Genomic DNA, 13694 nt, shown 5'->3' with positions numbered 1-13694 from the left:
ACCGGGTCAGTCTCCCACGGAGCCTTTGAGCAGTTCGCCCTTCACCATGAAGGCGCCATTGGTGACGACCTTGTCGCCAGGTTTTAGACCATCAGTGATCTCAACAAGATCATCACTCTTTGTGCCGACGGTAACGGGAGCGGCGTGGAAGGAGACTCCATCGGGCGTGACGAAGACAACACGGAAGCCGTTGACGTCCTGCAGCGCATTCTGCGGAACAAAGATAGCATTGCGTACCTCGGGCTCAGAGATAGCGGAGCTGACGAACATGCCGGGCCGTAGCTGTGTGCCGGGGTTGGCCACCTGGATGCGGACAGGCAGGGTGCGTGTCTGCGGATCGACAAGGTCGCCAATCATGGCGACCGTGCCTGGCAGTTGCACATTCGCTGACGCCTGCATGGTTACGATGGCTTTGCTGCCCACATGCATCTTCGCGACGTCTTTTTCACTGACTGCTGCGCTCACCCAGACGGTGGAGAGGTTTGAGGTAGCGAAGAGTTCATCGCCCGTGGTCACCACCTGGCCCGGGGTGATATTGCGCGTGATCACAACTCCATCGGCGACTGCGCGAACTGGGACCAGCTCTTTTTCGAGAAGGTTATTGGGCTGCAGCCATTCCGGACTTACCTGCAGAATTTCAGCAAGATGTTCGCGCTCCGCCTGCACGGTGGCATTGGCGCTGATCAGGTCACGCTGGGCAGAGGCAAGGTCCTGCTCGGACTTCTGCTTCTCTTCAAGCGACGCTGCCTGGATGGAATAAAGCTTTGTGTAGCGGTCGCGCACCTGTTCGGCATAGCTGACAGCGCTCTTCTGACGGGCGGCGCTGGCGAAGGCCTGGGTGAGGGCGGCTACAGTCTCATGCACGGTGTGGCTGTGCAGGTTGGCCATGGTTTGTCCGCGGCGGACCGGGTCGCCGGGAAGCACCGAGACGTTTTCGATACGTCCGTCGGCCAGAGCGCCGATATGGTTGGTGTGCTTCTCATCGAGAATGACCTGCCCGGAGACGGTGAGCACCTGTGGAACGCTGCGGACAGTAACGCTCGCGACCTGGATGCCGGCACGGGACTGGTCCTGGCGCGCGATCTTGATGGAGTCGGCAGGGACTGAGGCCTTCGGCTCGCTCGCAGCCTGCATTCCTGTGACAGAACCCTGTTGGCTGGCTGTGGCATTCTCAGACTTCGAATGGCATCCAAGCGCCGGGACAAGCATGACGGCCCACAGGCTCAGGAGAGATTTCCGGTTCATGGCTGGACTCCATAGGCCAGAAGAAGCTGGGTTGCGGCTTGCTGCAGTTGAGCCATCGCACGTACGGCGGTGACCTCCACATCAAACTCGGTTCGCTGGGCATCGATGAGCCTGAGCAGGTCTGTTCCGCCCAGATGGTAGGCCTCGGTAATGGTTTGCAGATTCACTCTGGCGCGTTGCCGCATGTCCGGAACGGTCTTCTGCACAATGTCGCGCTGAGCGGTGTAGCCGGAGTAAGCCTGTTCGACCTCGGTCTTCGTCTGCTGTTCCAGGGCGGCCAGTTGGGCCTGTGCGGACGTAACCGCGGCACGCGCTCGCTCCACCTCTCCCTGGTTGCGGTTGCGGAAGGGCAGCGAGATCTGCAGGCCTGCATAGGCGGTGTTGTCGCCGGTATTGCGTTTGTAGCCGCCGAAGAAGTCGGGGTCGGGGATGGCGTTGGCTCGCTGCAGGCGAAGATCGGCCTCGGCGGCTCGTACGGCAGCACGGGCGGCAAGGATGTCGGATCGCTGTTCCAGGATGACGGAGATATCTGCCGGCTGAATCTCGCGCACGGCATCCAGGGGATCGATCAAGGCTGCATCAGAGGACTCAATGCCTGCTTGCTTGAAGAGATCGAGCTTTGCCTGGCGGGCATCGCGCATGGCGGTCTCAAGCGTGATGGCAAGCCGGTCCCGTTCAATCTGCATGCGAAGGAGATCGACGCCGCGTGCCGCACCCGCATCAAGACGCTCCTTGTTGTAGCGCACAATCTCGTCGACTGCGTGGATATCCTCGTTGAGCAGGTTGACGATCCGTTGCTGGCTTACGGCGGTCCAGTAGGCCAGCGTGACGCGGCCTATCAGTTGATTGACCTTGAGGGTTCGGTCTGCCTTGCTCAAGTCAAGCCGCGCACGGGCGAGATCCACTCGCTTGCCGCGCTTGCCGGCAATCTCGATGGTCTGGCCGATGTATCCCAGATCCTCGGTCTGATTGGCGAAGTCAAATGTTCTGGACCAGGGTGCGATGTCTTCTGAGCTCAGATAGAGCTTGGGATTGGGGCCGAGGCCCGCCTGGCGAATGCCCGCCTGTACCTGTGCGATTTCGGAATCAAGAACGGCGACCTGCGGGCTGGCCAGCGCCTTCTGCACCACATCATGCAGTGAGAGCCCGGTCGCGGTCTGCGCTGGAAGCGGAGATGCGATGCAGGCAGCAAGCAATAAAAAACCGATGCCCCGCAGCAGGTGGCTGCGGAGTGAAGGAGAAACACACACGGTAGAGTCAGTTTCCAACAAACGAACCTGAAAGGGAATGGCTGCTGACAAGACGGAAGCAGACGACCTCAGGTTTCTGACTGTGAAGTATTTAAATCCCATGGAACGAAGACTTTAGCAGTCCTCGTTCCACCTTACGAAAGCGACCTTAAAGCTTGCTGAATGGTTTTTACGCCGATTCGTCGAGGCATCAACGTGCGCTGTATTTCTTAGCGAAGCCGTTGCGGCCATTGGTCACGGTGAAGCGGCCGTCTGGATAGGCTTCGACGGTGATCATGTTGCCGGCATCCTTCGTGTGCGAGGTGACAGCAGGAAGCGGCTTTCCCGCAGCCAGCTGTTTGGCTGCTTCCTCGCCTTCGGTGGAGAGCAGGTTCGCAATCATATCCTTGCCGGTGTTGTGCTGGTCTCCGCCTTCCAGGGCGTAGTGCAGCTGCCATAGATCAGGCTTGTTCGGAGCGTTGCGAATGGTATCGAGCACGCGCACAAAGCCGCCCTTGGTCTCACCGTTGTCCATAATGGCTGCCTGTGGAGCAATGCCATTGATCAGGACCGGGCTCGAGCTTGGCTTGGAGCCATGGTGGGAGACGACCAGCAGATTGATATGCCCGATCTTGTTCACGGGGCACATCAGCGGCCGTTCCTTGTCCCAGGTCAGGTCGCCAAGGTCAAGGATGCGCAGTTTGCCGAAGTTCATTTCAAAGCCGGCGGAGTAGGCGTTCTCTACCTGCCCGGGCGTATCCAGTCCATCGGGCATCGTGTCAGGCGCGGCGCAGGTGGCATTCTTTTGCCCTGCTCCGGGCAGCGAATGGTCCAGCACCTTGCCGTCAGAGCTGACAAAGGTGAGGTCAACGCCGGGGAGGGGAAGCTTGTCACCGGGCTTGACGGTGATGTGCTTGTATTTTCCGGACTGCAGCGTGGCCTGGTAGGTCTGAAAGTTCTGCACTGTTCCCGGTACCCCGGTTTCGTGGTTCGGGCCGTGGTCGATAAGCGTTCCAACCGGAACAAGGGCGAGAAGCTCCTGCAGACCGCCCAGGTGATCCAGGTGGTAGTGCGTCGTCAGAAGATAATCGATCCGCGAAAGTCCCGCTTTCTTCACCGTCTCGGCAATGCGCTGGGAGTCGCGGCCGCCATTGCCGGGGAAGCCAGCATCCACCATCAGCGAGGTGTGGTCCGGCAGGACAAAGAGAGTGGCCTGGCCGCCCTCCACGTCCACAAAATAGATGCGCATCGGCGAACTGCTTTGGGCGTGGAGAGACGGAGCGCCGATGGCTGCTGCCAGCAACAGGGTGGCGACACGGCGAAAAGGACGGCGCATGGTGAGGGAAAATGCCGGAATCAGGGACATGCAAACTTCTTTCACCGCGCAGATACAGCGCCGGTTGGGGAGATAACTCGCGATACCTAGATACTAGAAGCGGTTTTCCACTGTCAAAAGGATGGCAGGATCACTTTTCCTGATCGCTTTATTCATATCTTTTTCTCCCATGCTTCTCGTTCCGTAAAAAAGTGTTCGATAGCGTACGCACTACACGCTTACCGCTGGGCCTTTTCTGATGGGGTCGTCTACTGTCCGGGCAGTGTCAGCGGTTTGCGACTGGAGAGATATGACAGTCAGGCATTTCCGATTGCTACTTTTTGTTGTTTTGTGTGTGGGGCTTTTGAGCTCAGCCAGCTGGGCACAATCCACTCAGGGGTCAATTCTTGGCACGGTGAAGGACAGCAGTGGCGCTGTGCTTCCGAACGCTGCCGTGAAGTTGACGGGTGTCGATACCGGTACCGTGAGATCAGGCCGTGCGGACTCCTCCGGCGCCTACCAGTTTATGAACCTGAACGCAGGCCGTTACCAGGTTGAGGTGACAGCCGATGGGTTCAAGACCCAGGTGCTGCAGAACCTTACACTGACAGCCCGTCAGGAACTTCGTGCGGATGCTGTGCTTTCAGTCGGTAACCTGTCGCAGGAAGTTTCCGTGGATGCCAACGGAGCGGGTGTTATTGAGACGGACAATCCGTCGATTGACGCGACTCTCTCTTCCGCCGCCGTGCGCGACCTCCCAGCCAACTATCGGGCCAGCTCCAATGGCACAAGCCCTCTGAACATGATCCAGACGCTGCCCGGCGTGCAAAGCGACGCGAATGGTAATTTCTCGGTGCAGGGCGGCTTACCCTTCCAGACGGATGTCACGGTCGACGGCATCACGACCCGCAGCGCAACCGGTGGAAACGCTCCCATTCAGAACGCCTTTCCTTCTGGCGACTCGATTGCTGAAATGCGCGTGGACGGCGTACTGAACGCCGCCGAGTTCGGCCAGCCGGGTGAAGTCACCACGACCACCAAAGGCGGCACGAATCAGCTGCATGGCGGCGTCTTCTGGTACCACCAGGACTCCGGCCTGAATGCGAAACCCTGGGGCTCGGTCACGAAGCCGAAGCTTGTGACCAATGACTATGGTGCAACACTGGGCGGACCGGTGGTTCTGCCTCACCTCTATAACGGCCACGACCGGACCTTCTTCTTCGGAACCTATGAAGGCTACCGCAGCCCTCGTACCAGCCCTTACACGGCGACTGTACCCACGGCGGCCATGAAGCGTGGCGACTTCTCGGCGGTGCAGGGACTTACCTCGCTGAAGAACCCCAACACGGGTGGAACGTATCCACTTAGTGCTGTCCCGATCAACACGGTGGCGCAGAAGTTCCTCTCGTTCTTCCCGGATCCCAATCTGGGCAACGCCAACGTGTATGTTCCGGGCGCGGTGAACTACAGCAGCAACAAGAGCACCTCGTTGTTCTCAAACCAGTTCGACATTCGCGGTGACCAGTACTTCGGTCAGAAGGCGCTGGTCTTCGCGCGCTTTACCTGGAAGAACTACACGCAGGATGGCCAACAGCCGCTGCTGGTGCCTTCCAGCACGACCTCTTACCAGGACCGCATCTTCCTGGTTGCGGGCAACTATAACTTCACGTCGAGCCTGATCAACGAGTTCCGCTACGGCTTTACCTTCGATACCAACGGCAAGGTGAATCCGTTCGACGGCAAGGCGTTTACCAATGGCTCTGGCCTGCAGGGTTTACAGAACCTTTTCTTCAACGGCATTCCCGAGCTCGACTTCGGCGACCTGACCAGCCTGGATGCGGGACGTCTGACCGCGATTACGAAGTCTCGTACGCATGTGTTTGTGGATAACCTGAGCTGGGTCAAGGGTCGCCACAGCATGAAGTTCGGTGTGGATATCCGCAAGATGCAGGCGGTGACTCCGCTTGGCTTCAACGGCGCGGACAACTACGGTACGTTTGACTACTCGTCGGCGATGTTTACCGGCCAGGAGTTCGCGGACTTCCTGATCGGTACGCCGAACACCACCTTCTATGACGTGGTGCAGGGCGACAACGATGGCCGCACCATGCACTATCACTTTTATGCGCAGGACCAGTGGCGTGTCTCCGACCGGCTAACGCTGAGCTATGGTCTTCGCTATGAGTATCACCCGGCGTATCACGACCCCAGCGGCAACATCGGTAACTTCGATCCGTCGGTTGCCAAGTCGGGCCGCGTCATCTATCCCACGGGCAAGGGCAGCCTGGTGTCTGTGGACTACCTGAACAGCTTCAACTCCTGCGGTCTGGGCCAGACAAGCGGCAAGGCTGCGGTCAACGGAGCAGCCTGCACGCCGACGGTCGACAACAGCCAGGCCGGTCTGCCGGATGGTCTGCGCACGGCGGTGAAGCTGCGTTTTGCTCCGCGCTTCGGATTCGCGTGGCGTCCGTTTGGAGGTAACCGTACGGTTGTCCGTGGTGGTTATGGCTTGTACAACATCACCTTGCTGGGTTCCAACTTCTACTCGCTGACCGGGACACTGCAGGCCAACACTGTGCAGTACAGCAACACGCAGACTTCGACCGGTCCGTCGTATGTATGGCCGCAGATCTACGCCGGTGCCGGCACCAGTTCCAACACCACCAGCAGCTATGGCCAGGCGTACTTTGGCACGGCCAACGATATCAAGTGGGTCGATCCTTACTCGCACCAGTTCTCGCTGTCGGTGGATCGCGATCTCGGACGCGGCTATGGCCTGCGCGTCTCCTACATCGGTATGACCACGAAGCATCTGGTGTGGGCTCCGAACCTGAACGACCTGCCGTACTCCAGCACGGTTTCGGCGTATAACCAGCCCCTGTCGGCGCGTCCGTTCCCGAACTGGGGAACCATCAACAGCCGTTCGACGGGTGGCTCCGCGGCGTATCACTCCGGCCAGGTAGATTTCCACCATTCCATGACGGATGGCCTGACCTTCGATACCACCTATACCTTCGCCAAGAACCTGACCAACAACCAGGGACCGGCGAGTACGACCTTCGCTGGTGAGAGCGGCGGATCGCGTGCTTCGTATGGTTACGATCCGGATGTGGACCGTGGCCAGGCGGCCGGTACCCGCCGTCATCGCTGGAACACGACGCTGATGTATGCGCTGCCCTTCGGCCGCGGCAAGCAATTTGGTGGCAACATGAGCCGCTGGGCTGACCTTGCGGTGGGTGGCTGGCAGTTGAGCAGCATCTTTGTTGCGCAGAGCGGACCGTTCCTTGCCCCCTACTTCCCGGGCGGACAAGGCGATCCTTCCGGCACTGGCGCTGGTCTGAACAGCGCTGCCAACGGTGGTGCCTATCCGGGCCGCAACCAGAAGGTGGACCGCCTTGTGGGAGTAAGTGCCGTTTCCACGGCGCGCACTGCGGCAAAGTGGTTCAACGCGGCTGCCTTTGGCTGCCCTGGCGATCCGACCTGGACGCCGGGCTCGCAGTGCCACACCGGTCGCGGACAGGCGGGTGACCGTCTGCCCATTGGCCGCTTTGGCAACATGCAGAACAACTCGATTGTTGGCCCTGGAACGGTGAACCTGTCGGCGGGACTCAGCAAGACCTTCGCTCTGACCGAGCGTATCTCGCTGCGAACGGAAGGCACCTTTACCAACATTCTGAACAAGGCAAACCTCGGGATTCCGAACATGAATCTTTCGAGCAGCGCCTTCGGCGCCATTACCTCGGCTGCGACCGCCTCTGACTTCAGTGGAGCGCGTACCGGCCAGATTTCGGCCCGTCTGCAGTTCTAAACCCTGTTGACGGACGACCATCGAGTAGCCAGCGACACCAATCGCTGGCTACTCTTTTCTTGCGGTAAAAGACTTTCAGGAAGACTGATGAAGACCAGACGCGACTTTCTCAAGATGACGGCTGCGACGGCTGCCGGGTACTCCATGCTTCCGCCTGCCATTGCGCGAGCCCTTCAGCTGCCTGCCAATCGCAGGACGGGAACGATTGAAGATGTAGAGCATGTCGTCATCCTGATGCAGGAAAACCGCTCGTTTGACCATTACTTTGGCACCATGCGCGGCGTGCGCGGCTTTGGCGATCCCCGCCCGGCGCTGATGCCCAACGGCAAGCCAGTGTGGCACCAGCCGGTGGCGAGCGTAAAGACCAAGCGGTACCACAGCCGTGGCCTCTCGCCAAAGGCGGAACATGTTCTGCCCTTCTACATCAATCCGAAGCGTACAACCGAGTTTCAGGCAGGAACCGACCATGGATGGAGCAGTGGCCACCTGGCATGGAATGAAGGCCGATGGAATGAGTGGGTAAACCAGAAGCAGGATGTCATGACGATGGGATACCTTCGCCGCCAGGACGTCAGCTTCCACTATGCTCTGGCGGATGCCTTCACGCTGTGCGATGGCTATTTCTGCTCTGTGCATGCCAACACCTGCCCCAACCGCATCTATCTATGGTCGGGAACCATTGATGCCGAGAACCGGTATGGCAAGCGGAAGAACGGTCCGGGACTGGATGAACGGCACCATGTGAATGGCTACACCTGGACCACCTATCCGGAGCGGTTACAGAAGGCCGGCATCAGCTGGAAGCTGTACCAGGGTGGATCCGGCGAACCGGATACGCCGGTCGATAACTACACGGACAACTCGCTCGAGTTCTTTGCGCAGTACCACGTCAAGGAAGGCGCCGATCCAAAGAGTCCGCTGGTGCAGCAGGGCGTTACCGATCACACGCTGCGTGAGTTTCGTGAGGACGTGGCGAAGGGGCGGTTGTCGCAGGTTTCGTGGATTGTGCCGCCATACAAGTACTCTGAGCACCCCGAGGCTTCCCCGACCGATGGAGCGTACTACCTCTCGCTGGTGATGGATGCGCTTACGGCGAATCCTGAGGTCTGGAGCAAGACGGCCTTCCTGATCAACTACGACGAGAACGACGGCCTGTTCGATCACATTGTTCCTCCGATGCCGCCGAAGGCGCAGGAGCCGGGAAGATTCGGCATGGTCTCCGAGGAGTTGCGGGACAGCCTGCGGGACGAGTTCGTGGATATGGACAAGGTTCCGGGGGAGAAGCGTCCGCTGGTACCGAACGCCGATCCGGGTGGCCTGCAGCCGATTGGGCTCGGGCCGCGCGTGCCGCTGTTTGTGGTCTCGCCGTGGAGCACGGGAGGCTATGTGTGTTCGCAGGTCTTCGACCACACCTCGGTCCTGCAGTTTCTGGAAAAGCGTTTTGGCATTGAGGAGCCGAACATCAGCAAGTGGCGTCGCGCGGTGTGCGGTGATCTGACCTCGGCCTTTGACTTCTCGAGCCCAGGAGCACCCAAGCAGACCTCGTTTCCCGCACCCCAGGCGATCAAGTCAGAACATCAGCCGTACAGTGTGCCGGAGCCACAGACCATGCCGGTGCAGGAAAAGGGAAGCCGTCCCGCACGTGCGTTGCCCTATGAGTTCTGGGTCGACTGCCATGTGGAGCCGGAGAAGGTCTGGGTCGAGTTAAGCAATCATGGCCATGCAGGTGCGGCGTTCTATATTTACGACCGTTTAGCCGCAGCCACTGCGCCGCGGCGCTATACCGTCTCAGCCGGAGATACGCTGCGCGATTTCTGGGCGGCGAAGCCGGGGGATGCCTATCACCTTGCCGTATACGGTCCAAACGGATACATGGCGGAGCTTGCCGGAAAGTCCGGTACGGATACGCCGGAGGTCGCGCTCCGCAAAGGGAGCGGTCAAAAGACCCTGCAGCTGGCGGCGAAGAATGCCTTGGCCGAAGCGCGTGTTCTGCATGCTGCCGATGCCTATACAGGCTGGAAGAGCGAATTCTGGAGCGTCGCCGCGAAGTCAGAGCAGAAGCTGGACATTGCGCTGGAAACAAGCTCGGGCTGGTTTGATGTGACGGTACGTGCAGAAGACGGCTTCCTGCGGCGGTTCGCAGGTCATCTTGAGGATGGAAAGCCGAGCGTCAGCGATCCATTGCTGATGACCGAAGCCTGAGCCGGTGTACCTTATGTGCGCGGGGAGAGAGGCAACCTCTATTTGGGTACCTCTCTCCCCGCATTTTGCTTATCCCGCATAAGAATTTGTGAATTCCAATACGCCCGCTTCCTGCCTAAGGTCATTACATGAGCGTAGGGGAATCAAACACGACGATCGCAATCATCGGGGGTGGGGTCAGTGGAGCCCTCGCCGCATTTCACCTGGCCCGCCAACATACAGCTGCGCGGGTTGTTGTTTTTGACCCCAGGCCGGAGCTTGGCCTGGGGCTGGCCTACTCCACGCCGAGCCTGCGGCATCTGCTGAATGTTCCTGCGGGAAAGATCAGCGCTTTGCCTGAGGAGCCTGATCACTTTCTGACATGGCTGCGCGAGCACCATGATCCCGAAGCGACGCCCGGAACCTTCGCTCCGCGCGCTGTGTTCGGCCGGTACATTCAGTGGTTGCTGGCGCAGGCGTGCGGTGTCGAACACGACAGTCACGCGGTGGTTGATCTTCGCGCTATCGAGTTGGGAGCCGTTCTTACGCTGAATGACGGATGCCAGTTCCGGGCAGACTATGTCGTGATGGCGACCGGGAACTTTGATCCGGCGGCTCTGCCCGGCATCTCGCAGGCAGCCCAGGACTCCGGAGCGTACTGCCATAACGCGTGGACGGCGGAAACCTATGATGCCCTGCCGCAGGATGCCCCGGTTGCCTTGATTGGCACCGGTCTTACCGGCATAGATGTGGTGTTGCGGCTGCGGGAACTTGGACATCGCGGCATCATCACCGCGGTATCGCGCCACGGCATCTTGCCGAACCGTCACGCCGGGTATGTCCCCCTGACGCAGAGCGCGATTCCTTCCGGGACTGAGCCGACCTGTCTTGCGTATGTGCGTGTGTTGCACGCGGTATTGCGGCATGGAGTTTCGTGGCGCGCTGCGATCGATAGTTTGCGTGCGACGACCAACGACCTGTGGTTGGCTCTCCCGTTGCGTGAGCAGGAACGCTTTCGCCGCCACCTGCAGCGTCGCTGGGATGTGGTGCGGCACCGCATGGCTCCCACAATTGCGGACAGGATTGAGGCAGAGCTGCGCGCCGGAACACTGGTGATCCGCAAGGGACATCTTGCCCGGGTGGAGGCTCTTGCGCAGGGCGCTGCGGTGGCCCTTCGAACCCGGGTTGGAGTGGAGACATTTACGACGACGCGTGTGATCAACTGTACCGGCCCCGGCATGAACTATCGCCGCGTGAACTCACCGTTGTTGGACAGCCTGTTTGCGCAGGGATTGATTGTGCCGGGGCCGCTTGGCGGAGGCTTTTACTGCGACAGCGATGGCGCCATGATCGACGCTGATGGAAACGCGTCAGAGGTGTTGTTCAACCTTGGTCCGGGACGTCTGGGAACGTTGCTTGAGTCGATTGCGGTACCTGAAATCCGCATGCAGGCGGTTGATCTGGCAGAGACGCTGCGAAAGTATTTGGAGCAACGTAAGTCCGCAGAGGCTGTGGGTGGACGCGATGAGGCGAAGCTTATGGAAGCGGTTGCATCGTGATGCCGTCTGGCAACGTCACGACGGTGCGGTTGCACAATTTCTTGCGGGAGAGAGTTTGGGTGTTCCTGCTGGGCATGGCCAGTGGCCAGAGTTGTGCCGGTGGCATTGCCTCGTCGGAACCGGCGGAGAGTCTTGAGTGGACGGTGTCAGGAGGTGGCGACTGAAGGTTTTTCTTCGTCTCGTTTAGGATGAATTCATTCTTACCTGGCATGGGGCTGGTGCATGGCGATTCGTCTTCAGGACATTGCGGATGATCTGAAGCTGTCCAAGATGACGATCTCGAAGGTCCTTCGGGGCCAGACGGATGTAAGTGCGGAGACCAAGGCTCGCGTGCTGAAGCGCGTGCAGGAGCTTAATTATCGCCCGAATATCTCCGCGCGCGGCCTGAGGACAGGACAAACCTTTACCCTGGGGCTGGCACTGCCGTCGCTGCTGGATCCTGCGATGCCGCAGATTGTGGCTGGGGTCAATGAAGCTGTACGGACCGATGGCTACAGCGTCGTGATCACTTCGGCCGACGACGATGCCGAGCAGGAAGAGCGTGAGGTGGAGTTGCATCTTTCGCGGCAGGTGGATGCCTTGCTGCTCTGCCTGCGCAACGATGCTACGGAGTTGCCGGCTGTGCTGGCAACGGCAAGCGTTCCGGTGGTGCTTGTGGGGCCTGCTCCGGCTCGCTTCAGCGGTACCAGTGTGTCGATGCGTGAGTCCGAGGTGGGACAGATGGCGGCGCAACACCTTCTGGAGAGGCGATGTCGCCGCATTGCGTACCTTCGCGGACCTCGTACACCGGTTGCCGACATGCGCTTCACGGGCTTTCTGGAGCAGATGCGCGAGGCAGGGATTCCGGTGAAACAGGAATGGGTGATTGAGGCGCAACCGGGCGATGCGGGGTACCGCAATGGTTATGAGGCAATGCAGCGGCTGCTGGCCGCGAAGACGGTTCCCGATGGCGTAATGACCTATGCCGACCTGCAGGCCATGGGAGTACGCGATGCTGCACTGGCAGCGGGGCTGGAGATTCCAAGGCAACTGCGTGTGATTGGTTGTGGCAATGCGCTGCCCATGTGTGAGACCGGGCTGACGCTTTCAAGTATGGATCTGGCATATCGCGAACTAGGGAAGAGAGCCGCAAAGACAGCGCTGCGCAGCATTGGGGAAAAAGGAAGCGCTGCAGCCGCACGGCCCATCTTCCTGTCTCCGCGCGTGGTACAGCGCGACTCCACAAAGGAGTGGAGCGCTGCGGAAAGGAAAAGGACGAAATGAGCAGTGCAGGCAGCAAAACACGCAGCAGCGCGGCCAGCAAGTTTGACCTGGTGATCTTCGGCGAGTTTTTTTCCGACATGATCTTCTACCAGTTGCGCAATCAGCCGCGCTTTGGCGAAGAGATAAAGACCGATAGCTTTCTGATTGCTCCCGGTGGCGGTCTGGCAAGAACCGCGATTGCCGCCAGCAGGCTGGGCTCCTCGACTGGCATTGTGACGCGTGTGGGCAGCGACGCCGCCGGCCTGCCGACCTGGAACGCGTTGATGACCGAAGGCCTGGATGTGACGGCCTGCGAGGTCAGTGAGGAGTATGCCACGGCATTGACCGTCTCCATGGCCTACCGCTCCAACCGGATGATGGTGACCCATGATCCCATCAACCAGCGCATTGAAGACCTGTTGTCGAACAGGGCTGTACTCCAGAAACTGCATCGCGCACGCCACGTCCACTTTGCGTGCGCGCTGCGTCGGCCAAAGCAATGGATTCCCGTGCTGAAGCAGTTGCGTGAGGCTGGCATTACCGTTTCCGCCGACTTTGGCTGGAACCCAGATCTGTCGCCCTCGCAGATTCACTCCATCGTGCGTCACTGCGAGTTCATTTTCCCCAATGAAAACGAGGCAAAAGCCATCACCGGCGCAAGCGATGCCATGCGTGCCTTGGAGAAGTTGCAAGACTGGGTGAAGGTTCCGGTCATCAAGCTGGGCCGCCGCGGCGCCATGCTGATGGCCGATGGCAAGGTGTATCGCGAGCCTGCGCTTTCCATCGCGGTGCTGGATGCGACAGGTGCGGGAGATGCGTTTGATGGAGGATTCCTTCATGCATTCCTGCACGGCGCTGACTGGAATGATTGCCTGCGCGCAGGCAACATCTGCGGCAGCCTCTCCGCCGCGTACCCAGGCGGATCGCACGGCCTGCCGGGGCCGAAAGAGCTTCGGCAATACATGGCGCAAATGAAAAAACGCCCGTGAATTGGTCGTTTCCACAGGGTTTTGTGCGGAGCCCGAAAGAATAATTTGTTAAAAACTTGTTGACAGAGGAAGAACGCGGACCTTACGTTACCGATAACGATACCGATATCGGAACCCTGGAAGCTC

At 59.7% G+C, this 13694-nt stretch carries 8 protein-coding genes; 5 read left to right on the top strand and 3 right to left on the bottom strand.

All coding sequences use genetic code 11. The features are described 5' to 3' along the window. Nucleotides 1-6: 6 nt before the first annotated feature. The 3 genes from OHL13_RS09940 to OHL13_RS09930 all read right to left on the bottom strand — a co-directional run bounded on the left by OHL13_RS09940 (nucleotide 7) and on the right by OHL13_RS09930 (nucleotide 3840). Nucleotides 7-1245, bottom strand: a complete 1239-nt coding sequence (locus tag OHL13_RS09940) for an efflux RND transporter periplasmic adaptor subunit (RefSeq protein WP_263409972.1) — start codon at nucleotides 1243-1245, stop codon at nucleotides 7-9. After that, complete coding sequence (locus OHL13_RS09935) at nucleotides 1242-2513, bottom strand: TolC family protein (RefSeq protein ID WP_263409971.1); 1272 nt, start codon at nucleotides 2511-2513, stop codon at nucleotides 1242-1244. Before OHL13_RS09935 ends, OHL13_RS09940 begins: the two co-directional genes overlap by 4 nt. A gap of 172 nt (nucleotides 2514-2685) precedes the next feature. Further along, nucleotides 2686-3840 carry a ComEC/Rec2 family competence protein gene (locus OHL13_RS09930; protein ID WP_263409970.1) on the bottom strand — a complete coding sequence of 385 codons (1155 nt, stop codon included), beginning with the start codon at nucleotides 3838-3840 and terminating at the stop codon, nucleotides 2686-2688. A gap of 208 nt (nucleotides 3841-4048) precedes the next feature. Between OHL13_RS09930 and OHL13_RS09925 the strand changes: the two genes are divergently transcribed. The 5 genes from OHL13_RS09925 (at nucleotide 4049) to OHL13_RS09905 (ending at nucleotide 13568) form a co-directional block, all read left to right on the top strand. Continuing rightward, a complete protein-coding gene (locus OHL13_RS09925; RefSeq protein ID WP_317889919.1) occupies nucleotides 4049-7597 on the top strand; it encodes a TonB-dependent receptor in 3549 nt (1182 codons plus the stop codon). Nucleotides 7598-7684: 87 nt separating this feature from the next. Next, on the top strand, nucleotides 7685-9799 hold the full coding sequence (locus OHL13_RS09920) for a phosphocholine-specific phospholipase C (RefSeq protein ID WP_263409968.1): 2115 nt from the start codon (nucleotides 7685-7687) through the stop codon (nucleotides 9797-9799). Between the two features lie 128 nt (nucleotides 9800-9927). Next, nucleotides 9928-11337: an FAD/NAD(P)-binding protein gene (locus OHL13_RS09915; RefSeq protein ID WP_263409967.1), complete on the top strand. Its 1410-nt coding sequence runs from the start codon at nucleotides 9928-9930 to the stop codon at nucleotides 11335-11337. 222 nt (nucleotides 11338-11559) lie between these two features. After that, nucleotides 11560-12600, top strand: a complete 1041-nt coding sequence (locus OHL13_RS09910) for a LacI family DNA-binding transcriptional regulator (RefSeq protein ID WP_263409966.1) — start codon at nucleotides 11560-11562, stop codon at nucleotides 12598-12600. Then, on the top strand, nucleotides 12597-13568 hold the full coding sequence (locus tag OHL13_RS09905) for a carbohydrate kinase family protein (RefSeq protein ID WP_263409965.1): 972 nt from the start codon (nucleotides 12597-12599) through the stop codon (nucleotides 13566-13568). Before OHL13_RS09910 ends, OHL13_RS09905 begins: the two co-directional genes overlap by 4 nt. Nucleotides 13569-13694 lie beyond the last annotated feature (126 nt).

The organism is Terriglobus tenax (assembly GCF_025685395.1).
GTDB classification, from domain to species: Bacteria; Acidobacteriota; Terriglobia; order Terriglobales; family Acidobacteriaceae; genus Terriglobus; species Terriglobus tenax.
This window is presented reverse-complemented; position numbering and strand designations above follow the sequence as displayed.

Coding starts and splice junctions, on each gene's coding strand:
- OHL13_RS09940 (WP_263409972.1), bottom strand. CDS start 1,245: ATGAACCGGAAATCTCTCCTGAGCCTGTGGGCCGTCATGCTTGTCCCG.
- OHL13_RS09930 (WP_263409970.1), bottom strand. CDS start 3,840: ATGTCCCTGATTCCGGCATTTTCCCTCACCATGCGCCGTCCTTTTCGC.
- OHL13_RS09925 (WP_317889919.1), top strand. CDS start 4,049: ATGGGGTCGTCTACTGTCCGGGCAGTGTCAGCGGTTTGCGACTGGAGA.
- OHL13_RS09920 (WP_263409968.1), top strand. CDS start 7,685: ATGAAGACCAGACGCGACTTTCTCAAGATGACGGCTGCGACGGCTGCC.
- OHL13_RS09915 (WP_263409967.1), top strand. CDS start 9,928: ATGAGCGTAGGGGAATCAAACACGACGATCGCAATCATCGGGGGTGGG.
- OHL13_RS09910 (WP_263409966.1), top strand. CDS start 11,560: ATGGCGATTCGTCTTCAGGACATTGCGGATGATCTGAAGCTGTCCAAG.
- OHL13_RS09905 (WP_263409965.1), top strand. CDS start 12,597: ATGAGCAGTGCAGGCAGCAAAACACGCAGCAGCGCGGCCAGCAAGTTT.